Below are 20,889 nucleotides of genomic sequence, written 5' to 3'. Positions count from 1 at the left end.
TCGGGCCGGTCAGGGGAACGGGTGCGGTGCGGGGTTCAGCTCGGCGTCGGTGAGGTCGTGGTCGCGCAGGCCGGCCTCGCGCAGCCCCGTACGCAGCCGGGGCATGCGCAGCGCCCGCTGCCGCGACCAGCCGAAGTCGATGGGCAGCAGCCCCGGTACGAGCACGCTGACCGTCCACAGCCCACGCTCCCGCTGCTCGGGCAGGGTCTGGTCGACGACGATCACCTCGAACCCGGCCTCGGCGACCGCCGCCACGCACGCGGCGGCGTCGTCGGCGAGGTCGTCGGAGACGGGCAGGGTGCGGGCGCCGTAGCGCTCGTGCAGCGGCACGGGCGGCCGGTCGGTCTTCAGGAGGAAGTCGGCGTGCCGGGCCATCTCCGGCAGCCCGTAGACGAGCGGGTGGTCGTGGAGGGCGGCGACCTGGCCGAAGTCGGCGGCCATCGCCTTCAGCCTGACCTCCTCGCGCTCCGTACGGCCCGCGAGGTTGACGGCGTCGGTGGCGATCTCGTCCAGCGCGGAGGCGAGCGCCGCCTCGGGGTCGAGCCCGGCGCCGGCGCCGAAGCACATCCGTCCGGGACCGCCGTCGTAGCGCTCGGCGACGCCGGTGACGACGGGGATGGGGAAGGTCAGCGCGGCGTCGAAGAACCGGGCGCGGTAGCCGTACATCTCCAGCCGCGCGACCATCTGCCGGGTGGCCGGGCGGGTGGCGGAGGCGGGGTCCAGCTCGGTCAGGGGCTGCTGCCCGTACCAGGCGAGGAGGAAGGCGTCGCGCTCGACGACCTCCATGAGCCCGTAGTAGACGGCCTCGGCGGCGGAGCCGCCGGAGGCACAGCCGTTGGAGCTCTCCTGCACGAAGCGGTCGGCGAGGCCGGGGGTGTGGTAGTACGTCAGCACCTCGGGCACGAGCAGGGGACGGTCCCCGGTGAGGGAGTGCCCCCAGACCCAGGAGACCTCGCGCTCGGGCGTGAACGGGGCGATCCCGGTCGCGGTGTGGAACTCGGGGGCGTAGAGCCCGCAGCGGCGGGGGTCGAGGGCGGGCCGCCCGGCGGCGGTGAGCTGGTCGAGGCTGGCCCGCACGGTGGTCGCGCGGGCGCGGGGGCGCATGCCGGCGTAGCGCTCCAGGCCCTCCAGGACGCCGATACGCAGGCTGTCGCGGAAGGTGTCGGCGTGGCCGCCCCAGAACGTCTCGCGGAGGTAGTCGCCGGAGCGGAGCGAGAAGCAGCCGATGGTGGCGGAGGTGGAGGTGGACGACACGTCGAGCACGACGGTGGGCCCGAGGGCGCCGCAGACGGGGTTGGCGAACGCCGCGGTGGGCAGGTCGTAGTCCGCGAGCGCGCGGGTACGGAAGGCGCCGGGGCGGTACTTGGGGGACGGGGCGAGGTCGAGCACGGCGGCGTCGGCGGAGTCACGCTCGCTGGGGCCGCAGCCGGGGCACTCGGGGTCGGGGACGAGGGGGTAGCGGCGGACGGTGAGATCGCCGAGGTCGAGCTGGTGGACGTGGGGGAAGGGGGCGGGGCGGGTTTCGGCGGTGCGGCGAGGGGTGCTGGTGCTGCTGTCGGCGGTGTCGCGAGCGGCGGTGGTCTCACGGCGGGCCGCGGAGACGGCCTCGGCCACGACGCCGGCGAGCGCCTCGGCCGCGAACGGCCCCCAGTGCGGGGGCACCCCGGCGGCCCCGGTGTCGCCCCCGAGTTCGACGGCCTCCCGCAGTTGCCGCGACCGCGCGGCCTGCCACCGCCGCTCCAGACACCGCACGCACCCCCGTTGCCCGGGGCCGGCAAGCGGCCCGACGACGGCGTGCCGCCCGTAGATCCGTACGGGCACCGCGTCCGCGGACGCAGCGGCACGCGGACGGTCGTCGGCACCGCCCGCCCGCGGCGCCGCAAAGCGGCCGCCCGGCTCCGCCGGGGCGGCGGCCGTACGCAAGCTGGAAGCGTCGGCCATCTGGCTCAACCGGTCACCGCCGCTGGCGGAATGGGGCGCCGCGGAGGCTGCGACCGGCACGCCGTCCGGCTCCGCCGGGACGGCGGCCGCATCCTCTCCCGCCTGCTCGCCGGCGAAGCCGGCGGCCACCCCGCGGGCCGCGGAGTGCGGCGGCGCCTCGCGGTCCGACCGCTCACCGACTGCGGCACCACCCCTACCGCCCGCCGGCTCCGCAAAGGCGTTCGTCAGCCCCAGCGGGGCCACGTCCACCCCCGGGGGCGCGGCAAGCAGCGTCGACAAGTGGGCGCCCAGGTCCGCGGCCAGCGCCTCGCACCCGGCGGTCCACGCGTCAGTCGTCGGCACCGGCGTGCTCCGTGGTCAGCAGCACCCGGGCGGTGTACAGGCCGGCCGACCGCAGGTCGGCCGGGGTGGTGTCCCGCCACAGCACGTCGCGGCCCGCCGCGCGGAGGCGGTCCAGGACCTCCGGGAACGTCACCGGGCCGCCGTCCCCGCCGTCCCCGCCGGACGGTTGTATCGCCCCCGGCGCCAGGTCCGGCAGCAACTCGTCGCCCGTGTCCGGCGCCTCACCGGTCTCCGCCGCCAACTGCACCTGCCCCAGCAGGTCCCGCAGCGCCGCGACCGCCGCCCCCGCGGGGGTCAGCGACGCCCCCACCGCCCAGCGTGCGCCCACCCCCGGCTCCCGGGCCAGCGCCACCGACACCCCGCTGCGCTCCGTCTCCCCCAGGTCCAGCAACTCCACCGGCACGCCCAGCGTCTCCGCGGACCGGGCCAGGAACACCCACTCCGCGTCGTCCGACGTTGGCTGCGCGCGGACCGGGGTAGCCCCGTGACCACCCCGAGCCGCGCGCAGCAACGCCTCGTGCGCCAGCGCCGACAGCAGGGCATGCCCCGCCGCCTCGCCCGCGCACCCCCCCGCACCGGTACCCCAGGAACCGCGCAGCACCACGCCGTCCCGGTTCGCCGCCCCCGAGGGGCACAACGCCGCCGCGGGCACGGCGACTTCGTCCTTCGTCAGCAGCGACGTGACCCGCGCCCACGCCGTCACCCCGTCCGCCGTGACCCCCGTGCCGCCGGAGGCGACCAGCGCCCCGGGCCCCAGCCGCCGCAGCTTCGCCGGGAGTTCCGGCAGCGGCCGTACGGGCGCGGCGTACTCCGCGTACAGCGCCGCCGCAGCGCGCAGTCCCCGCCCGCGGGCGCCCGCCAGGTGGTGCACGTCGAACGCCGAGACCAGCCGGGTCCCGCCGCTCAGCGGCACCTCGATGCGGCTGACCTTCAGCGGGGTCTGCGTCAGCTCCTCGTCCCGGTAGCGGGTGAAGACGCCGACGTGCGGCCGGATGAGAGCGTTACCGAGCCGGTTGAGCCCGGCGACCAGCTCCTCCGCGTCGCGGGCCGTGTCCACCGTCACCGGCTCGGCGACCGTCAGCTCCTCAGGCCGCAGCTCGGAGCCGTCCGCGCCGGGGCCAGAAGCCCGTTCCGCGCACCGCGGGCAGCGCGGGTGCGGGCGCAGCGGTTCGGCGACGACGTCGAGGGAGTCCAGGTCCTGGATGAGCACCTGGCCCTCGGTCTCCGCGGGCAGCGCGCCGGTGACGGTACGGAAGACCTCGTACGCGAGCAGGTTGCCGACCATCGCCGCGACCGGCCCGGCCAGCGCACCGCCCGCGGGGACCGCGGCCGGCTCGGCGACCCCCGCCAGCTCCGCGAGCAGCGCCGCCGCTGCCGCCGCGTCTGTGGTGTCGCCGAGGCGCAGCAGGGCGCAGCCGAGGCAGCCGGCGGTCAGCCCGCCGGAGCGGGGGCCGACGACGACGCGGTCGCCGAACGTCCAGGCGGGGATGAGGAGCTGGCCTTCGGCGAGGCCGGCGCGCAGCAGGGCGTGGGTGCGGGCGGGCGCGTCGGCGCCGGTCACGATGAGCACCTGGTACGAGTCGAGCGCGCCGGCGTCGACGGCGTCGAGCGCGGCCGGGGTGCCGGCGGCGGTCAGCTCGTCGGCTTCGGCGAGCGCCGCCTCCGGCCGCTCCTCGGCGGCGACCGCGGCGAGCCCGTTGCGTATCAGACCCAGCACGCACCAGCGCGCCGCCTCGCCCGTGCCGAGGACCGCCACGCGGGTGTCGCGGAAGCGGGCGAAGCGGGCCGCGGCCTCGTCCACGTAGTGGTCGACGTACGCGATCTGCGCCGCGAACCGCTCCGCGACCGCGGCCGGCGGGCCCGGCTCGACGGCCGGCGCGGCGTCGCGGGCGAAGTCCCGCTCCACCAGCGAGCCGACGAGTTCCGCGACCATCGCCCGCTGGGGCGCGCCGAGTCCGGCGCAGATGTCGGTGAGGGGGCGGCTGCCGTCGAGGTGCGGCACGATCAGGGAGGCGAAGCGGTACGCCGTACGTCCGGCCAGGTGGAAGCCGCCGTCGGCGTTGTGGAACAGCACGCCTCCGGGGGTCTGGGTGAACAGCACGTCCCGGCGCAGCCTGGGCCGCATCCCCGCGAGGTCGTCGAACGCTCGTGGCATCCCTCTCACACCTTCTGTCTCGGCTGACTGGTCCGGTTCGACTGGGTCGACCGACTGGGCTGGCTGGGCGAGTTGGCGAAGCCGGTCGGTCCTGACTGCGCGGACCGGCCGGCGGGGCCGGACTGGGGGACGTGGCCCTGGCGGCCGCCCTGGCCCGTTTGCTGACCGGACTGACCGGACTGACTCGACGGACCGGTCCGGCCCCGCTGAACGGGCCGGCCCGACTGAACGGGCTGACTCGCCGTACCGGCCTGGCTGAGCGCTCCGGCCCCGCCCGCCGCATCGGCCCCGCCCGCCGTCTCGCCCTCGCCGCCCCGCCCCGCCACCAGCCGCGCGTGCAGCCGCAGCAGCGGATGCGGGTGGTACGGACCCGGCGGGCCGTCCTCCACCAGTCCCGCGTCCGCGAGCCGTTCGAGCACCGCCTCGCACTCCGCCACCGGCAGCCCCAGCACCGCCGCGCCGTCCGCCGCGTGCCAGCCGGGTTCGCCGAGCGCGCCGAGCGCCACGTAGGCCGCCGCGAGGTCGGGGTCGAGCCGGTCCAGGGCCGCGTCGAACAGCTCCACCACCGACATCCGCGGGTGGCCGCTGAGCGACAGCCGGCCCAGCGGTTCTTCGGCCAGCCAGCGGGCGCAGTCGCCGAGCCGCAGCGCCGGCCGGGTGCCGAGCCGGGCGGCGGCGATGACCAGCGCCAGCGGGTGGTGGCCGCACACCGCGGCCAGTTCCTCGGCGCCGCCCGGCTCATCGGCCACCCGCTCTGCGCCGAGGACCGCCGTCAGCAACTCCCGCGCCTCCGCCTCGGCCAGCGGGCCGAGGCGGTGGACCCGTACGCCGTGGGTGGCGACCAGCCCGGCGAGCCCCAGCCGGCTGGTGAGCAGCACCCCGTGCCCGGGCACCGCGGCCAGCACGGCGCGGGCCTGCGCCGCGTCGACCACGTCGTCCAGGATCAGCAGCGCCCGCGGTCCCGAGCCGGCGTCCGGCGTGCCCAGCCGCGCGGCGAGTTCGCCGACGACCTCCGCGGCGGCGCGCGGCGAGCCGTCCGGCGCCGCCATGGGGACCAGTGTCCGGCCGCCGGGGAAGTCGTCGCGTACGAGGTGCGCCACCTGCTGGGCGAGGGCGGTCTTGCCGATCCCGGGCCCGCCGCAGACCAGTTCCGCCACCGGCGTACCCGGTCCTTCCGGCGCCGCGGTCAGCCGCCGCCGCAGCGTCGCCACCGCCTCCGCCCGCCCGGTGAACCACGGCACCGGCGGCAGCCCCGGCGGTTCTGGGACCGGCGCGGGCGCGGCCGGCGCCCCGGCCGGGAGCCCCGCCAGGGCGGGCGGTTCGCTCGCCGGGCCCAGGTCCTCGCCGCGCAGGATGGACAGCTCCAGCCGCTGGAGCGCGGCCGAAGGGCCGACGCCGAGGCCGTCCGCGAGGTACGCCTTGAAGCCGCGGTACTCCGCCAGCGCCTCCGTCTGCCGCCCGGTCCGGTACAGCGCCTCGATCAACTGCTCCCGGAACCGGCCGTGGTCGGGGTGCGCGCGGGTGACGCTCCACAGGTCCACGAGCGCCTGCCCGCACAGCCCCAGCTCCAGCCGCAGGTCGCACAGCCGCTCCACGACCCGCAGCCGCTCCTCCAGCAGCCGCGGCACCTCGTCGCGGTGGATGGCCTCCGACCGCACATTGGCCAGCACCCCGGTCTGCCACAGCGCCAGCGCCCCCTGCAGCGCCCCCATCGCCGCCTCCGCGGACAGGCCCGGCTCCTGCGTGCGCCGTACCCGCTCGCGGAACTCGACGAGGTCGAGGGAGCGCCCGCCCGCGGTGATCCGGTAGCCGCCCGGCACCGCCTCGATGGGGGTGTCGACCACCTCGTGCTTGGCGAAGAGCCGCCGCAGCCGCAGCACACAGGTCTGGAGCGCGGCCCGCGCGGTGGCGGGCTGCTCGTCGCCCCAGACCATGCGCTGGAGGTAGTCGACGGAGACGATGGAGCCCGCGTTGAGCAGCAGGGCGGCGAGCAGGTTGGCCGGCTTGGAGGGGTGCAGGACGACGGTCTCGCCGCCGTCGGTGATGCTCAGCGGCCCGAGCAGTTGGAACCGCACCGCGCTCACCGGCGCCCCCGGTGGCCGAACGAGCCGGGCAGCGGGGATGCGGGCGGGAGCGGGAGCGTGGTCCGGGTCGTCATGCGAGGCCACCTGTGTCCTGTCTGGGGGGTCGGAAGGACGCTCGCGACGCTACCCACGTGAACCCCCCTCCTGGCAGGCCGGAAGCTGTCATGAACCTGCATCGGCGCGCGCAGCAAGCGGCCAGATCCCCCCGAAGCGGGAACCCCGCCAACCGCCCGCCAACCGGCGTCCAGCCGCGGGTCTACCGCGGGCCTGGTGCCCGTCCCACCGCCGCCATGTCCCCGCTAGCCGCGGCCGCGCGCGGGAGGGGTCCCGGGGCCCCCGCGATACAACGGTTCCGATGGGTCAACGGGCTCCGGCCGTACGGCCACCGGAGGCTCCGCGACCGCACTCAGCCGGGCAGGCAGGGGGAGAGGGGGAAGCGTGCCGATGGCGGCATACCGGACGACGGGCGGCGCGACCGGCGCGCGCGCACCCCTGCTCACCCCCGGACAGCGGGTCCACGACGGGCTGGTGGTGGACCGCAGGCTGGGCGAGGGGGCGTTCGCCGAGGTGTACCGCGTACGCCACCACGTGCTCGGCCGGCAGGCGCTCAAGCTCTTCAAGCACGGCGCCTCCCTCGGCGCCAACTTCAGCAGGCTCGACGAGGCGCGCATCCTCTCCACCCTCGGCCACCCGAGCATCATCCGGGTGTTCGACGCCGGCACGGTGGACACGGCGGACGGCGTACGCGGCTACTTCACCATGGAGTACGTCGCCGGGGGCAGCCTGCACCAACTGGTCAGGAGCCACGGCGGCATCGTCCCCGTCCCCCAGGTCACCGCCGTGCTGCGGCAGGTGGCCGACGGCCTGTCGGTCGCCCACGGGCGGCGGCAGCCGGTCGTACACCGGGACCTGTCGCTGGCCAACATCCTCGTCGGGTACGACGAGTCCGGACTGCGGGCCAAGGTGGGCGACTTCGGGCTGGCGCGGGAGACCGACCCGGTCACGCGGGCGGCGAGCGCGCAGGGCACGGTCGCGTACATGCCGCCGGAAGTCCTCATCCGCGGGCGCGGTTACTCGGCCGCGGGGGACGTGTGGGCGCTGGGCACGATCGTCTACTACCTGCTCACGAACCGCTTCCCGTACGACGCGGACGCCCGGGCGCGGGCGTTCTCGCCGGCGCGGTTCGAGCAACCGCTGCGACCGCCGGGCGACTTCAACGACGACGTGGACACCTCGCTGGAGTGGCTGGTGGCGGACATGCTGCGGGTCGACCCGGCGGAGCGGCCGGCGATGCGCGAGGTGGCCGAACGCGCCGATCTCCCGCGCCGGCCGGCGGAGCTGCCGGTGGAGCGGCCGGTGGAGCGGCCGGTGGAGCGGCCGGTGGAGCGGCCGGTGGAGCGGCCGGTGGAGCGGCTGGTGGAGCGGCCGGTGGAGCGGCCACCCGAGCCGCCGCCTGCGGTGGCCCCGCCCGCCGACGATCCCGTCCGCGCCGCCATCGCGCTCTCCCGCGTCCCCGGCCGCCTGGCGGACGCGGCCGACCGACTCGAAGCAGCCCTCAGCCGCCGGCCCCGCCTGCGGGAGCGGCATCTGACCCGGCTCGCGACCTGGCGTAGAGGAGTCGTTCAGTGAAGGAGTCCCCGGCCCGCTTCGCGGACCTGGCGGGTCTGCGGCTGTACCGCAGGAACATCTTCGCGGTCACCGGACTGCCCGTGGCCGCCCAGGGTCCCGCGGTACGGCGGCACAGACAGCGGCTGGACGCCCGGCTCGCGGTCGAGGAGACCTGGGCGGGAGACGCCGCCGCGCCCGCGCCGGACGGGTACCGCAGGGAGGAAGTCCGGTACGCCTTCGAGGAGTTCCAGGACCCGCGGCGCCGGCTCGTGGACGAGCTGCTGTGGTTCTGGCGGGACGCCGACCTCGGCTGCGGCTGCGCCCCTGCGACGCACGAGCAGCACGACGAGGCCGTACGCGTGCACAGCCAGGCGATCGAGGCGGAGACCGGCGGCACAGGACCGCGGGGTGACGGACCCAACCGGTCCTGGCGCGCCGCCGCGACGGCCTGGGCGTCCGTGCTGGAGAACCCCGACCTGCGCGGCCACATCGCCCACCGCATCACGGCCCTGGCCGACCCGCGGCTCGACGGCTACTCCCCCGACGACTTCCTGGCCGGCGTCCCCGGGCTGCTGCTCTCCCCGTTCGGCGAACTCGCCGCCGACCGGTCCGCGCGGCCGCGGCTGGCGGAGGTCAGCGCCGGCTGGTCGAAGTACCCGGTCTTCGCGACGCCGCTCCCGGACGTCTTCGAGAACACCGTCGAGCAGTCGGTCGACCGGCTCAAGGACGCGCTGCGGACCGCGGGCGAGCGGCACCAGGCGGGGGAGCACGCGGACGCGCTCGCGGCCCTGGAGCAGCGGGTGCTGCCCGCGTACGCGGAGTTCGAGTCGCTGAAGGGGTTCGTCTCCCAGTCGCGGTCCGAGGAGATGGCGCACACGGTCACCGTGGCGCTGAACAACGTGGCGCTCGGTGTCTGCGAGGCGGGCCTGCAGAAGCCGTTCCGGAGCACGCTGATCGAGGTGATGGAGCACGCGAGCCGGATCGCCCCGCGGCGGGACAAGGCGCAGATCGACCAGAACCTGGCGGCCGTACGGCTGGGCCGCGCGGGTGCGGGGGCCGCGCAGCAGCTCAAGCCGAGCGAGTGCGCGGGGTGCGTCGTCCTGCTGCTGGCGATCGTCGGCGGAGTCATCGGAGGGATCACAGGAGGACCCGCCTGGGCGGTCGGCATCATCGTCGGCGGCTTCGTGCTCGCCGGGATGTTCGCCTCATGAACCCGTACGCCACCGAAGGAAGGGCTCCGATGACACAGCACGCCCGCCACCGGGCGAGGGGGCGCCTCGGCGCCGCGCTCGGACAGTGGCGCCAGCCGCCCGAGTTCCGCGTTCCGCCGCCGCAGCTCGACCCGGCCCAGACGGCGTGGGTCGCGGAGGTGCTGGCGGAGGTGGAGGCGGCGGAGGCGCTGGCCGCGGCAGCGGCGTCGTCCGCGGACGCCGGGACGGACACGGCCGGGACCGGCACGACCGGCACCGCCGACCCGGCGGCCGCCGACGCCGGGGCCGGGGCCGGCGCCCTGGTGGGCGCGGCCACCGGCATCTGGCGCGCGCTGCGCAAGCTCGACCAGGACGCCGGCAGGCTCTCCCCCGCCGACCTGCGGCAGGTCCGGCTCCAGGTCCGCGCCAGCCGCCAGGCCCTCGCCGAGGACGGGCTGGAGATCCAGGAGCACGACGGCGAGCCGTTCGACACCGGTCTCTCCCTGGAGGCGCTGGTCTTCCAGGAGGACCCGGAGCTGACCCGCGAGGTCGTGCTGGAGACCGTACGGCCGTCCGTCTACTTCCGCGGCCGGCGCATCCAGATGGGCCAGGTCATCGTCGGCAGGCCCCCGCAGGACCCCGGTGACGAGACGACCAAGGAGACCCCGGAGTGAGCGAGACCATCGACTACGGCATCGACCTCGGCACCACGAACAGCGCGATCGCGGTGGCGGAGGACGGCGGCGTACGCATCGTCAAGAACAACGAGCAGTGGGACTACTCCCCCTCCGCCGTCTACATCCCCAAGAAGGACATCGTCCACGTGGGCCGGCGGGCCAAGGAGCGTACGGAGTCCGACCCGGCCAACGCCCACTCCGAGTTCAAGCTGGAGATGGGAGTGGCGGGGGCGGCGCGCCGGTTCGAGCGCGCGGGGCTGTCCCTCACGCCCGAGGAGCTGTCCGCCGAGGTGCTGAAGTCGCTGCGGCAGGACGCCGCGGCCGAGACGGGATACGCGCCGGAGGTCGCGGTGATCACCGTGCCCGCGGCCTTCGCCCTCAACCAGAACACCGCCACCTCCGAGGCCGCCGCCCTGGCCGGGCTCAGCGAGCACTGCCCGCTGGTGCAGGAGCCGACCGCCGCCGCCATCGCGTACGGCGTGCAGGACACCTCGGACTCCGCCCACTGGATGGTCTTCGACCTCGGCGGCGGCACCTTCGACGCCGCCGTGATGAGCAAGCGCGACGGCGAACTCCAGCTCATCCAGCACGCGGGCGACCCGTACCTCGGCGGGAAGCTCATCGACTGGGCGGTCGTCGACGACCTGCTGGCCCCCGCCGTCCGGCGCGACCTGGGGCTGGCGGACTTCAACCGGAGCAACCGCCGCTGGCTGGGCAACTTCGCCAAGCTCAAGGCGGAGGCGGAGAACGCGAAGATCGCGCTGTCCCGGATGGACAAGATCGACATCGCCTGCGACCTGGACGACGGCAACGGCGACACCGAGAACTTCGAGTTCACCCTGACCCGGGGCGCGCTCGACGACCTCGCGCTCCCCTTCTACACCCGTGCGATCAAGCTCTGCCGAGAGGCGCTGGCCGAGAGCGCGCTGCGCCCCGACCACATCGACCGGCTGCTCCTGGCCGGCGGCTCGACGCTCAGCCCGGGGCTGCGCGCGCTGCTCACCGACCGGCACACGGGGCTCGGTATCGAGGTGGACCACAGCCAGGACCCGACGACGGTGGTGGCCCGCGGCGCGGCGGCGTTCGCCCGTACCGTACGGCGGCCGCGGAAGGTGCGGGCCGCGGCGCCGGGCGAGTTCGCGGTGGAGCTGAACTACCCCGCGCAGACCGTCGACACCACGGACATCCCGGTGTCGGGCAAGGTGACCAGCGGCAGCACGGTGGACTTCACCCGGTACGCCGTCGTGCTCGCCAACCCGGACGGACAGCCGCCGTTCCGCGGCCCCCGTACCGCGCTCTCCCAGGACGGCACCTTCTACACCGAGGTCGCGCTCACCGCCGGCGCCACGTCCCACTTCACCGTCGAGCTGACCGACACCTCCGGTACGCGGCAGAAGCTCACCGGCGGCACCCTGTCGATCACGCACGCGAAGGTCGTCCCCGGCGAGGCGGTGCTGACGGGCACCCTCGGCATCGGCCGGGCCGACGGCTCGTTCGACCCGCTGCTCCGCAAGGGCACGACGCTGCCGGCCATGGTGACGAAGATCTACCGCACCACGATCCCGCTGCACCGCTCGGAGCCGGACGCGGTGATCCGTATCCCGCTGCTGGAGGGCGAACGGCCGCGTGCCGAACGCAACACGCGCGTGGGGCAGTTGGAGATCCGGCCGCGGGACGTCCGGATCGACCTGCCGGCGGAGAGCGAGGTCGAGGTGACGTTCGAGATCGCGGCGAGCAGCCGGGAGGCCCTGGTCACCGCCCATATCCCGCTGGTACAGCAGCAGTTCGAGGCGACCATCAACCGCACCGAACTCCTCGCGCCGGAGCAGCACGAGCTGGCCGGCCGGCTACGGCACCTGGAGCAGCGCCTGCGCGGCCTGAAGGGCGACGCCGCGTCCGAGCACGCGGAGCAGGCCGGGGCCCGGCTGCGGAAGCTGGAGGAGCACCGCCCGCTCACGCAGCTCGGCAGGGAGGTCGAGGCCGCGGGCGTCGACACGGGCGCGGCGGTGACGAGCGACCGCCGGATGCGCGATCTGGAGGCCGAACTCGACGACATCGAGGAGGCCATCGAGATCCCCGGCCTCGAACGCCGGCTGTGGGACGTGCTCGGCTCGTGCGAGGACATCATCACGCAGGTCGGCGGGACCCCGGCCGACCGCCGGGAGCTGGAGAACCTGCGCGGGCGCGCGAGCGCGCCGGGCGGGGACGCGACGCCGGCGGAGCTGCGGAAGCTGGTGAAGCGGGCGGAGGAGTTCCAGGTGGAGCTGCTGCGGCGGACGGACGAATGGGACTTCGTGGTGTTCAACGCGCTGGTGGAGATGCGCGACCTGATGCACCCGAGCCACCAGGCGGACGCGGCGATCCGCGACGGCAGGAGGGCGATGGCGGTGGGCGACCGGGGGGCGCTCGCGGCGGTGAACCAGCGGCTGCGGCGGCTGCTGCCGCCGGAGGCGGCGGGGAACGAGCTGGGGAGGAAGGAGGGCGGGGTCAGGTGAGCACGGACACGAGCACGACGGCGGCGGGCGAGGTATCGGGCGGTACGTCGGCTGGCGGCACTTCGGCAGGCCCTGCGTCCGCGGGCGGCGGCGGCCCCGCGTCGGCCGGCGGCACGCCGGCGCCGGCGTCGGGCACACTGCGGGCGGCCCTGCTGGTGGCACAGGTCCGTACGGCGGCGCGGGCGGGCGACCTGGACGAGGCGCTGCGTCTCCTGCGCGCGGCGGAGGCCAGGGACGCCCGCGCGGTGGGCGAACGCCCGGAGGTCCTGGACCTGTTCGCCCGCGTCCACGCCCAGCGCGGCGAACTGGACGCCGCCGCCACCTACTGGCGCCGCCTCCAGACCCACGACCCCGCCGACCCCGCCGCCCGGGCCGGCCTCGCCCGCATCACCCGCCTCACCGCCGACGGCCCCCGGGCCTCCCTGGCCCGCCACCGCACCCGTACGGCTGTGGTCGCGGCGGTCTGCGCGCTGGCGGTGGCGGCGACGGGCGCGGTGGCGCTGACGGGGGACGAGGAGCCGGGGCGTCCGGGCGGTACGGAGCGGGCGGCGGCGACGGAGCAGCAGATCGAGGAACGCGTACGGAAGGAACTGGAGGCGGCGCGGGAAGCGGACCGTACGAGCGAGGAGACCCGCCGGGAGGAAGCGGCCGAGGCACTGGCAACGACCCTCCGCTCCCCCGGCATCCGCCCGCAGGTACGGGGCGGCTCTGTGGAGGTGGCCTTCACGGAGGGCGTCTTCTCCGAGGGCGCGGAACTGACCCCGGAAGGCGCCGCCCGCCTCGCGACCCTGGGCGAGCACCTGGCCCGGCTGGACGCCCGCATCGCCATCCGGGGCCACGCCGCCACGGTCCCCGACGCCCCCCGCAGCGGCGGCTCGGTGCTGGCGCTGTGGCGCGCCCTGATCGCGGCCCGCGAACTGAGCGCGGCGAGCGGCGAACCCCTCACGGCGTTCACGACCTCAAGCGCGGACCAGCGAGAGGCCCCGTACCCCGAGGACGCCAAGAACCGCACGGTAACGGTGGTGATCACGCCGAAGTAGGCGGGATGTGACCGGGCTTGGCCGGGTCCACCTCGACCGAGACGATCCGGTCCGCCTCGACCCGGATGAGCACGAAGTAGTCCTTGCGGCAGCACCGGCACTCGGCGTACCCCTCGCCGGCGTAGGTGCCGTCCGGGGGCCGGGTCCGGGGGTGGCGCAGCCCCTTCACGCCCCAGTCGACGGCATCGCCGACCGCGTACCGGCGGAGGTCGAGCAGGCCGAACCTGAACTCGATCTCCGCCGCACACTGCTCGCCGCACCGCGGGCACTTCATGTCCGCGTCCAGGTGGTTGTACATCCCCATCGGGTGACCTAGCCCAGGTAAGGCGTGGACCGGTGGTCCAGGAAATGGCGCAGCCGGAGTCGCTGGGTGTGGTGCATCGGCAGGTCGTCCAGCTCACCGGGGTCGACGAACCGCAGTTCCGTCGACTCCTCCGAGATCGCCAGTGTCCCGCCGACGACGCGGGCCGTGAAGCAGACGTTGAACTGCCGCCGTACCTCCCCGTCGCTGTACGCGACGACGTGCCGCGGGTCGGTGTACGTGCCGACGAGCCCCGTCACCTCGACGTCGAGCCCCGTCTCCTCCTTCACCTCCCGCACCGCACACCCGGGCAGCGAATCGCCCAGCTCCATCCCGCCGCCGGGCAGCGCCCACAGGCCGTTGTCACGGCGGCGCTGGAGCAGGATGCGGCCGCCGCCGTCGGTCACCACGGCGGAGGCGGCGGCGACGAGGCTGTTGGGCTCGGGGGCGGCGGGGTCGTCGTAGTACTCGGTACGGGTCATGGGGAGATCATGCGCGGGGGCGGCGCCTCGGGGGCGGCTCAGTCGACCTTGCCCGCGAAGATGGCGGTCTCGGACTCCCCGTCAGGGGTGACCTCGATCTGGGCGTAGCTCTCGCTCGCCGGGAGTTCGCAGCCGGTGGGGACGTCGATGGGGCACCTGATCGCCGTCGGCACACTGCCCGCGGTGAGCCTGGGCGTGATCCCGCTCGGGGTGGCGCGGGGCATCGGCTGGCCCGTGGAGTCGTTCACCATGTACGACGACGTGCAGGTGAACGTCGAACTGGTCTCGGCGCACCTGACCGTCACCCAACCCCGGGGGATTGAGGAGTACGCGCAGTCGTTCGCGAACCTGGCGCAGATCGCCGTGTACGGCCCGCGGGCGCGGACACTGATCACCTCCGCGATCGACGCTCTCGGGTGATCCCATGCACGTTCGTAGAAGTTCGTTGAAGCCCCTCTGACGGGGTTCCTACCTTCCTGGGCATGGCCGCCCAAGCAGAGGCGCCGACGGCGCCCGAACGTCCGTTGCCGACCCTGCGCGTGTCCCGCGACAGCGGGCGCACCTTCGAGCCCGAGAAGCGGTTCTACTCCCGCGACTGCGAGCCGCCTCTGCTCAACGGCGTCTACCCGCCGTGCGAGTGCCCCCGCTGCGGTAGAAGGCGGTGACCATGAGCGCCGCTGCCGGGGACGTGACCGCGCCGCGGACCTACCCCTCGTCACCCGTGTTCCTTCCAGTCCGCGAGGGCCAGGTAGCGCGGCCCGTCCTCGACTGCGAGGGATGCAGCCGGCTCGACCAGGAGCGCCGGGACGCGCGCAACCGCGGCGGCCACTCGGCCGCCAGCGACTGCTCCGTCCTCATCCGCCGGCACCCCCACCACTGAACTCCCGCCCCTTGGCCGCCTGTCCGATCTGCCAGGGGGCGGGCCACCGGACGGTCGGCCGAGCAACGAACCGGCCGGGCGCGCCTCGCCCAGCCGTCGCGCCGGCTCCGGCGGGCGGGGCGCCGCACCACCGCCCCGGGCGGCCCGGGGCGCTGGAGAGGAGGCACACCCGATGACCGGCAACATCCCGCTGACGATCACCCCCGCCGTGTGGGGGCGACCCGGGCGACGAGGACGACAACACCGACATCGAGGACGGCGACGGCGGAGGCGGCAACCCGTCCCCCGGCCACCGCTGACATACCCCGAAATGTCGGTCCCCGCGGCTACTGTGCCGCGGGGGCCGACCCGGACCGACAGGAGCACCATGGGCAGCGAGCAGACCGGCACCGGCCGCGTCACCGTCTTCCCGCTCACCCACCACTGGCCCGACCGCCGCTGCCTGCTCGCCTACACCACCACCGGCTACTTCGGCACCACCGCGATCGTCGGCGTACTGCCGGTCCCGGAGCTGGAGCACCCCGAGCTGCTGGCGGTCGCCGCGGCACATCACGCCCAGGGCCTGTACGGCTCCCGCGGCGGACACGAGAACGCCTGCGCCGGCTGGGTGATCTGCACCGGCTGGTCCGCCCGCATCGGCGGCTCCGGCCCCCGCCTCGACGTCACGAACACCGGCTGGAGCCTGCGCCTCGACCGCCGCATCAAGCTGGCCCAGCAGATGTACGGCCACGACGTCCTGCACACCGGCACCTTCGCCCTCGACGACGGCGAGCTGATGAAGCAGGCCCTCCAGCTCGTCCGCTGAACGCCCGCCGCCGGCACGGCGGGCATTCCCCATCAGCCCCGGCCGCGCCGCTGCCCCGCGCGCGGCCGGCCCGCCCCGAGCAGCCCCGCCCGCCCGGTCGTAGCCGCTGGACGGAACGGGGCCTCATCGTCCGCATATGGCACCGTGGCGGCGGCTGTGCGCCTCCCGTCTACGGAAGGACGGGCGCTGGCAGAGGACGGCCCCGAGAGCGTGCATCCACTCCCGGGGCCGTTCCGTGCGCGCGGCCTTCTGGTGTGATCGCCTGAAGTTCGGCCGAGCTATCGATCTTCACGGGCCTCGGGAACGAGTTGGGGCCAGATCAGATGTCTTCTGACCTGGCCCTGAGCGGTAGGCCGCGTGGGCTTGTCCTGTGGCCCGTGCACCGGCTCGCCGACCGCGTCGAGACCGTGGTCGAGGAGCCCGCCGAGCGACACCACGTCGCTGCCGCACCGGTCACCCCAGGCCCCGCGTCGACACCTGCCGGGCACCCGCTTGAGGTGGCCGCCGCACCCCGGGCCGAGGTGACCGACAAGCAGGCCGTCGAGCAGACGCCCGCCGACACCGCGCCGCCCGTGTCGCCTCTGGTCATCTGCGGTGACCGCAAGGTGTACGTGCTCAGGGCACCCCACGCCGACACCGGCGACGAGGTGACCGACGAGCAGCCCGAGCGGCTGTCCACCGCCGCCGCCCGCGTCGTCCTCGAATCGTGCTGGGCAAAGGGCACCCCGCCCGCCGAGGCCGCGCGCCTCGCCACCCGCAGCACCTCGTACGCCAAGAAGGTGTACGCCCGACTCGACGAGACCCGCGGGCACGCCCCGGTGCCCGGACAACTCGCCCTCGCCGCCGGGGGCGGTGAGGGCCGATGACTGCCGACCGCACCACCGAACAGGCCGTCGCCGCCGCGGTCGCCGCCGCCGTCGAGGTACGGACCGCGCTCGCCGAGGACGCCACCGCCGCCGGTTGATGGCACGGCGGGGGCTGCGGGGCCGTCGGCCATGCCGGCGGCGGACGTTCATGCGGCCAGGGCGGCGCGGGCGATGAGGGTGCCGATGTGGTCCCTCTTCGGCGCCTTAAGCACGTCAACTGTGATGTCGGTGAAGCCGGCGCGCTCCAGCAGGATCCGCCACTTCCTCGGCGTGTAGCTGTAGCGGTAGGTGTACAGGGCCTTCCCGGCGAACCCGCCCTTGTACATGCCTTGGGGGCCGTAGGCGCCAGGGATGGGCGGCGGCTGGGAGAAGGCGAAGACGCCGCCGGGGGTCACGCGCTGGGCGACGAGCGGAAGCAGCTTGACGGGGTCGGTGAACCAGGCGGCGCCGAAGATGGAGTACACCGCGTCCCACGTCCGGCCGGTCCCGGTGAGGTAGTCCAGTACCTCGGCGCAGACGAACTCCGGTACGCGGCGGCCGGCCCAGTGCGCGGTGATCTGCTTGACCATCACGGGAGACAGGTCCAGGCCGGTGACCTCGACGCCGCGGGCGGTGAGGTGGACGGCGGCCCGGCCGGTGCCGCAGCCGATCTCCAGCGCGGTCTTCGGGTCGCCGAGGAGTTCGGGGCCGGGGCCGTGGCCGGCGTACTGCGTCCAGTTCAGGACGGGCTCGGTGATGTCCTTGGTGACGCTCTCGGCGTAGGCGTCCCACAGTTCGGTCTCGTGGGCGAGGTTGTGACGGGCGGGCAACCGGGTCTCCTTGGGCGCTCGGGGAAGGGCCGACCCCGCCCCTGGGGGGTGCGGGGCGGGGCCAGCGTAGGGGCGGTCAATGGCTGTCAGGGGCCTTGTCGTCGCACGGCGAGCACTCCGCGCCGTCCATCGCCCACAACTCCTCGTCCGGGGCGAAGCCACAGCCGCGGATGAAGTCGGCGGTGCGCAGCACGGTGCCGTCCCGGCGGCGCTCGATGAGCGGGGCGTGGTGCTTGTACCGGCCGCCGTTGTACGCCTCGCAGAACGCGAAGTACACGGGGGTATCCAGGATGATCTGGTGCACCCCGATGTCGACGACCTTCCCGACCCCGAGGTGGACCTCGGGGTGCTCCATGGCCGTGACGAGGTACATGATCGCGTTGTCGAGGATCCGCTCGGCCATGTTGCGGACCATGGTGCCGTCGCGCATCAGGAGTTTGATCTCCCGCTCCCACAGCGTGACCTGCTCGGAGCCCGGGGACTCCAGCACGTTGTACGTCAGCTCCTTGATCCTCGGCCGGACCGCGTCCAGCAGCGCCCGCGGGTCGCGATCCGTTGTCGCGGTGCGGACGGGTTCGAGTGCGATGCTCATGTGCTCCTCCGTGATCCGTTGGTGTGGATGCGGTGGTGCAGTGCCCCGCCCGCCGGAGCCGGCGCGACGGCGGACGGGGCGCCCCGTGTCCAGGCCGGGGGCAGCCGGACCCGGCTCCGGGCCCCGCCCCTGGCCCGACGGATGGCAGGGCCAGCGGCGGGAGTTCAGTGGTGGGGATGTCTGCGGATGCGGACGCCGGCGTCGCTCGCGGCCGAGTGGTCGCCGCGGTTGCGCGCGTCCCGGCGCTCCTGGTCGAGCCGACTGCATCCCTCGCAGTCGAGGACGGGCCGCGCCTCCTGGCCCTCGCGGACGGGCAGGAACACGGGCGGCGAGGGGTAGGTCCGCTGGCTGGTCGCGTCCCCCACATCGGCGCTCATGATCACCCCCTTCCGCCGCAGCGGGGGCACTCGCACGGCGGGTAGGCGCCGTTGAGCAGTGGAGGCTCGCAGTCGCGAGCGTAGAAGCGCTTCTCGCGCTCGAAGGTGCGCCCGCTGTCGCGAGACACGCGCAGCGTCATCAGGGGGTCGTCAGGCGCCGACGGCGCCTCTGCTTGGGCGGCCATGCCCAGGAAGGTAGGAACGATCGGTTTGCACACACCATGAATTTGCAGAAATTTGCGTCTCCTTTCTGCACCACGAGACGTTGGCCGCATCACGCCCTTGACGGGTATCGCCCTGCGGGGGACGGTGACGCAAAGGACTGCAAGCCGATGTAGACGGAGGCTGACATGCCGTTACTGTTCGTCGGGATCGACCCCGCTACGGAGAAGGACAAGAGCCCTACCGTGTGGGTCGACCAGGAGACCAACGAACTCGTCTTCCAGGGCTGGAAGCCGGGGGCCGAACTGGAGGCAGAGTGCGCCGCGTTCGAGGTGCCCGGGCACGCGAAGGGCATTCCGTCCGATGAGGCGGTGATCCGGGTTCCTGCCAGGATGGTGCACATGATCAGGAAGGCGTGCGATGTCGTCGAGCGAGCCGACGTTCCCTGAACTCCTCTCGGGCTGCAAACGCTCCGCTGTGCACCTGGAGATGCGGGACCAGTACGGGGTCAGTGACGAGGCCGATGGCTTCAGCACCTGGCTACGTACTGGCCAGCGTGACACGGACCCCGGATCCGAGTCCTGGGCTTCCTGGGTGGAGCTGATCTCCCAGGCGGTAGCGCGCGGCGTCACCGTGCGGCGTGCCCGCGTCATCTCTGAGCCGGTTACGGACTACATCCGATACGAGCACGCCGGAACGGTCGTCAACGTCGCCGCGGGCGAGCAGGTTCGCTGGCTGCCCCGACGACGCGCCTCGGACATCGCTCTGCCGGGAAACGACTTCTGGCTGTTCGACGAGCGGCTGATCCGCTGGAACCACTTCACCGGCAGCGGCGCCTGGGCCGGCCAGGAGATCACCGACGAGCCTGCCGCGGCCGAGTTGTGCGCCGCGGCCTTCGAAGCAGTGTGGGCGCGCGCTGTCCCGCACGATCAGTACGAGATCCGCTGACAGGAAGCACCGGCTGGCCAGCTCATGCCCGTCTCCCCGTCCTCCGCCGCCCAGGCCGCGCGCGAAGCCGTCGCCGGGCGGCTGCAAGACCTTCGTAAGGAGGCCGGGCTGACCATCGTCGAGCTGGCCCACCGGTGCGGCTGGCACTACTCCAAGACCTCACGCATCGAGAACGCCCTCACCGGGCCCACGGCAACGGACATCCGCAAGTGGTGCGAGGCCACCCGCACTCAGGACCAGGCGCAAGACCTCGTCGTCCAGTCCATCAACGCGGAGTCGATGTACCGGGAGTGGCGTCACCAGATCCGCAGAGGCCAGAAGCAGTTGCAGGAAAGCCTGGTGCAGTTCTACCGGGACACCGAGTTGTTCCGCGTCTACTCCTCCACCCTGGTTCCCGGATTGCTTCAGACCGAGGGCTATGCAGCCGCTGTCCTCCGCAGGGCAGCCCGCTTCCGGGATCTCCCCATCGAGGACAGCGCCGAGGCGGCGCGGGCCCGCGTCGAGCGCTCCCGCGTCATCCATGAGCAAGGCCACAGGTTCGTGATCGTCGTTGAGGAGTCGGTCCTGCGCTACCAGATGGCGGACTCTGACGCGATGGCCGCCCAGCTCGGGCACCTGCTCACTGCGGGCGCCTTGCCGGCGGTCTCGCTCGGCATCGTCCCGATGGCGGCGCGCGAACGGATGCGCTGGCCGGACGAGACGTTCAGCGTGTACGACGACGCACTCGTATCAGTCGAACTCGTCTCCGCCGAAGTGAACGTCACGCAGCCCTCCGAGATCGCCCTGTACCTGAAGGCGTTCGAGGAGTTGCGTCGGCTCGCGGTGTACGGGGCCGAGGCTCGCGCGCTGATACTCCGCGCTATCGAAGCCCTGGGCTGACGCGCCGGCGCCCGGCGCCTCGAAGGCGCCGGGCACGGGGAAGGCCGAGCAGCGGCGAGTTGACGGTGGGTCGGCCGAGAGCGGGTTAGGCGTGCCCCATGAGGCGGTCGTACACCTCACGGTGCTCGCGGTAGGTGCGCACCTGATCGGCCGACTTCATGGCGAGCAGTTCCTCGCGCGACTCCGGCACCTGGTATCGGTCGCGGGCGGCCTCGTCGGCCTGGCGCTGCATCATCTCGGCGTACCGGCGGGCGAC

The 20,889-nt window shown here is 74.2% G+C and carries 23 protein-coding genes and 1 pseudogene; 13 read left to right on the top strand and 11 right to left on the bottom strand.

Features of this window, described 5'->3' with window-relative positions; translation table 11 throughout:
• Window positions 1–9 precede the first annotated feature (9 nt).
• The 3 genes and pseudogenes from OG946_RS20755 to OG946_RS20745 all read right to left on the bottom strand — a co-directional run.
• Entirely contained in the window at window positions 10–2,283 is a 2,274-nt protein-coding gene (locus OG946_RS20755) for a TOMM precursor leader peptide-binding protein (protein ID WP_442814431.1), read from the bottom strand.
• Window positions 2,270–4,438: a TOMM precursor leader peptide-binding protein gene (locus tag OG946_RS20750; protein WP_326797553.1), complete on the bottom strand. Its 2,169-nt coding sequence runs from the start codon at window positions 4,436–4,438 to the stop codon at window positions 2,270–2,272. The genes OG946_RS20755 and OG946_RS20750 overlap by 14 nt, the downstream gene beginning before the upstream one ends.
• A gap of 72 nt (window positions 4,439–4,510) precedes the next feature.
• A pseudogene (locus OG946_RS20745) lies at window positions 4,511–6,513 on the bottom strand (BTAD domain-containing putative transcriptional regulator); the annotation flags it as partial.
• A 453-nt stretch (window positions 6,514–6,966) separates the two neighbouring features.
• On the opposite strand from OG946_RS20745, the gene OG946_RS20740 reads away from it, so the two are divergent.
• Genes OG946_RS20740 through OG946_RS20720 form a run of 5 tightly spaced genes read left to right on the top strand, consistent with a single transcriptional unit; the run spans window position 6,967 to window position 13,532 of the window.
• Entirely contained in the window at window positions 6,967–8,151 is a 1,185-nt protein-coding gene (locus tag OG946_RS20740; RefSeq protein WP_326797552.1) for a serine/threonine-protein kinase, read from the top strand.
• On the top strand, window positions 8,148–9,341 hold the full coding sequence (locus OG946_RS20735; RefSeq protein WP_326797551.1) for a hypothetical protein: 1,194 nt from the start codon (window positions 8,148–8,150) through the stop codon (window positions 9,339–9,341). Before OG946_RS20740 ends, OG946_RS20735 begins: the two co-directional genes overlap by 4 nt.
• Before the next feature lie 29 nt (window positions 9,342–9,370).
• Entirely contained in the window at window positions 9,371–9,994 is a 624-nt protein-coding gene (locus OG946_RS20730; protein WP_326797550.1) for a hypothetical protein, read from the top strand.
• Window positions 9,991–12,492: an Hsp70 family protein gene (locus tag OG946_RS20725; protein WP_326797549.1), complete on the top strand. Its 2,502-nt coding sequence runs from the start codon at window positions 9,991–9,993 to the stop codon at window positions 12,490–12,492. The genes OG946_RS20730 and OG946_RS20725 overlap by 4 nt, the downstream gene beginning before the upstream one ends.
• A complete protein-coding gene (locus OG946_RS20720) occupies window positions 12,489–13,532 on the top strand; it encodes a tetratricopeptide repeat protein (protein ID WP_326797548.1) in 1,044 nt (347 codons plus the stop codon). The genes OG946_RS20725 and OG946_RS20720 overlap by 4 nt, the downstream gene beginning before the upstream one ends.
• Here the strand turns inward: OG946_RS20720 and OG946_RS20715 are convergent.
• From OG946_RS20715 to OG946_RS20705, 3 genes are read right to left on the bottom strand one after another with little or no spacing between them, the layout of a single operon-like run.
• Window positions 13,519–13,836, bottom strand: coding sequence for a hypothetical protein (locus OG946_RS20715; protein ID WP_326797547.1), 318 nt, complete (start codon window positions 13,834–13,836; stop codon window positions 13,519–13,521). The two genes, OG946_RS20720 and OG946_RS20715, sit on opposite strands and share 14 nt — an antisense overlap.
• 8 nt (window positions 13,837–13,844) lie before the next feature.
• The gene (locus tag OG946_RS20710) at window positions 13,845–14,315 is read right to left on the bottom strand and encodes an NUDIX domain-containing protein (RefSeq protein WP_326797546.1); all 471 of its coding nucleotides are present in this window, start codon (window positions 14,313–14,315) and stop codon (window positions 13,845–13,847) included.
• 38 nt (window positions 14,316–14,353) lie between these two features.
• The gene (locus OG946_RS20705) at window positions 14,354–14,488 is read right to left on the bottom strand and encodes a hypothetical protein (RefSeq protein ID WP_326797545.1); all 135 of its coding nucleotides are present in this window, start codon (window positions 14,486–14,488) and stop codon (window positions 14,354–14,356) included.
• Between the two features lie 10 nt (window positions 14,489–14,498).
• Between OG946_RS20705 and OG946_RS20700 the strand changes: the two genes are divergently transcribed.
• From OG946_RS20700 to OG946_RS20680, 5 genes are all read left to right on the top strand, one after another.
• Window positions 14,499–14,735, top strand: a complete 237-nt coding sequence (locus tag OG946_RS20700) for a hypothetical protein (protein ID WP_326797544.1) — start codon at window positions 14,499–14,501, stop codon at window positions 14,733–14,735.
• A 62-nt stretch (window positions 14,736–14,797) separates the two neighbouring features.
• Window positions 14,798–14,980: a hypothetical protein gene (locus tag OG946_RS20695; RefSeq protein WP_326797543.1), complete on the top strand. Its 183-nt coding sequence runs from the start codon at window positions 14,798–14,800 to the stop codon at window positions 14,978–14,980.
• A gap of 2 nt (window positions 14,981–14,982) precedes the next feature.
• Window positions 14,983–15,195, top strand: coding sequence for a hypothetical protein (locus tag OG946_RS20690; RefSeq protein WP_326797542.1), 213 nt, complete (start codon window positions 14,983–14,985; stop codon window positions 15,193–15,195).
• 367 nt (window positions 15,196–15,562) lie between these two features.
• A complete protein-coding gene (locus OG946_RS20685) occupies window positions 15,563–16,000 on the top strand; it encodes a hypothetical protein (RefSeq protein WP_326797541.1) in 438 nt (145 codons plus the stop codon).
• A 377-nt stretch (window positions 16,001–16,377) separates the two neighbouring features.
• The gene (locus OG946_RS20680; protein WP_326797540.1) at window positions 16,378–16,866 is read left to right on the top strand and encodes a hypothetical protein; all 489 of its coding nucleotides are present in this window, start codon (window positions 16,378–16,380) and stop codon (window positions 16,864–16,866) included.
• Window positions 16,867–17,012: 146 nt separating this feature from the next.
• On the opposite strand, the gene OG946_RS20675 is transcribed toward OG946_RS20680, so the two are convergent.
• From OG946_RS20675 to OG946_RS20660, 4 genes are all read right to left on the bottom strand, one after another.
• Window positions 17,013–17,675, bottom strand: a complete 663-nt coding sequence (locus tag OG946_RS20675) for a class I SAM-dependent methyltransferase (RefSeq protein ID WP_326797539.1) — start codon at window positions 17,673–17,675, stop codon at window positions 17,013–17,015.
• 76 nt (window positions 17,676–17,751) lie between these two features.
• Window positions 17,752–18,267, bottom strand: coding sequence for a hypothetical protein (locus OG946_RS20670; protein WP_326797538.1), 516 nt, complete (start codon window positions 18,265–18,267; stop codon window positions 17,752–17,754).
• A 164-nt stretch (window positions 18,268–18,431) separates the two neighbouring features.
• The gene (locus OG946_RS20665) at window positions 18,432–18,644 is read right to left on the bottom strand and encodes a hypothetical protein (RefSeq protein WP_326797537.1); all 213 of its coding nucleotides are present in this window, start codon (window positions 18,642–18,644) and stop codon (window positions 18,432–18,434) included.
• Between the two features lie 2 nt (window positions 18,645–18,646).
• Window positions 18,647–18,829 carry a hypothetical protein gene (locus tag OG946_RS20660; protein WP_326797536.1) on the bottom strand — a complete coding sequence of 61 codons (183 nt, stop codon included), beginning with the start codon at window positions 18,827–18,829 and terminating at the stop codon, window positions 18,647–18,649.
• A 165-nt stretch (window positions 18,830–18,994) separates the two neighbouring features.
• Between OG946_RS20660 and OG946_RS20655 the strand changes: the two genes are divergently transcribed.
• The 3 genes from OG946_RS20655 to OG946_RS20645 are packed head-to-tail and all read left to right on the top strand — an operon-like array spanning window position 18,995 to window position 20,633.
• Window positions 18,995–19,255 carry a hypothetical protein gene (locus OG946_RS20655; RefSeq protein ID WP_326797535.1) on the top strand — a complete coding sequence of 87 codons (261 nt, stop codon included), beginning with the start codon at window positions 18,995–18,997 and terminating at the stop codon, window positions 19,253–19,255.
• The gene (locus tag OG946_RS20650; protein WP_326797534.1) at window positions 19,227–19,754 is read left to right on the top strand and encodes a DUF6879 family protein; all 528 of its coding nucleotides are present in this window, start codon (window positions 19,227–19,229) and stop codon (window positions 19,752–19,754) included. The genes OG946_RS20655 and OG946_RS20650 overlap by 29 nt, the downstream gene beginning before the upstream one ends.
• A 24-nt stretch (window positions 19,755–19,778) precedes the next feature.
• On the top strand, window positions 19,779–20,633 hold the full coding sequence (locus tag OG946_RS20645; RefSeq protein WP_326797533.1) for a helix-turn-helix domain-containing protein: 855 nt from the start codon (window positions 19,779–19,781) through the stop codon (window positions 20,631–20,633).
• Between the two features lie 85 nt (window positions 20,634–20,718).
• Here the strand turns inward: OG946_RS20645 and OG946_RS20640 are convergent, their stop codons facing one another.
• Window positions 20,719–20,865, bottom strand: coding sequence for a hypothetical protein (locus OG946_RS20640; protein WP_326797532.1), 147 nt, complete (start codon window positions 20,863–20,865; stop codon window positions 20,719–20,721).
• Between the last annotated feature and the right edge of the window lie 24 nt (window positions 20,866–20,889).

Source organism: Streptomyces sp. NBC_01808, assembly GCF_035917395.1.
Lineage (GTDB): Bacteria > Actinomycetota > Actinomycetes > Streptomycetales > Streptomycetaceae > Streptomyces.
This window is presented reverse-complemented; position numbering and strand designations above follow the sequence as displayed.

Coding starts and splice junctions, on each gene's coding strand:
- OG946_RS20750 (WP_326797553.1), bottom strand. CDS start 4,438: ATGCCACGAGCGTTCGACGACCTCGCGGGGATGCGGCCCAGGCTGCGC.
- OG946_RS20740 (WP_326797552.1), top strand. CDS start 6,967: ATGGCGGCATACCGGACGACGGGCGGCGCGACCGGCGCGCGCGCACCC.
- OG946_RS20730 (WP_326797550.1), top strand. CDS start 9,371: ATGACACAGCACGCCCGCCACCGGGCGAGGGGGCGCCTCGGCGCCGCG.
- OG946_RS20715 (WP_326797547.1), bottom strand. CDS start 13,836: ATGGGGATGTACAACCACCTGGACGCGGACATGAAGTGCCCGCGGTGC.
- OG946_RS20710 (WP_326797546.1), bottom strand. CDS start 14,315: ATGACCCGTACCGAGTACTACGACGACCCCGCCGCCCCCGAGCCCAAC.
- OG946_RS20695 (WP_326797543.1), top strand. CDS start 14,798: ATGGCCGCCCAAGCAGAGGCGCCGACGGCGCCCGAACGTCCGTTGCCG.
- OG946_RS20690 (WP_326797542.1), top strand. CDS start 14,983: ATGAGCGCCGCTGCCGGGGACGTGACCGCGCCGCGGACCTACCCCTCG.
- OG946_RS20685 (WP_326797541.1), top strand. CDS start 15,563: ATGGGCAGCGAGCAGACCGGCACCGGCCGCGTCACCGTCTTCCCGCTC.
- OG946_RS20670 (WP_326797538.1), bottom strand. CDS start 18,267: ATGAGCATCGCACTCGAACCCGTCCGCACCGCGACAACGGATCGCGAC.
- OG946_RS20665 (WP_326797537.1), bottom strand. CDS start 18,644: ATGAGCGCCGATGTGGGGGACGCGACCAGCCAGCGGACCTACCCCTCG.
- OG946_RS20660 (WP_326797536.1), bottom strand. CDS start 18,829: ATGGCCGCCCAAGCAGAGGCGCCGTCGGCGCCTGACGACCCCCTGATG.
- OG946_RS20655 (WP_326797535.1), top strand. CDS start 18,995: ATGCCGTTACTGTTCGTCGGGATCGACCCCGCTACGGAGAAGGACAAG.
- OG946_RS20650 (WP_326797534.1), top strand. CDS start 19,227: ATGTCGTCGAGCGAGCCGACGTTCCCTGAACTCCTCTCGGGCTGCAAA.
- OG946_RS20645 (WP_326797533.1), top strand. CDS start 19,779: ATGCCCGTCTCCCCGTCCTCCGCCGCCCAGGCCGCGCGCGAAGCCGTC.
- OG946_RS20640 (WP_326797532.1), bottom strand. CDS start 20,865: ATGCAGCGCCAGGCCGACGAGGCCGCCCGCGACCGATACCAGGTGCCG.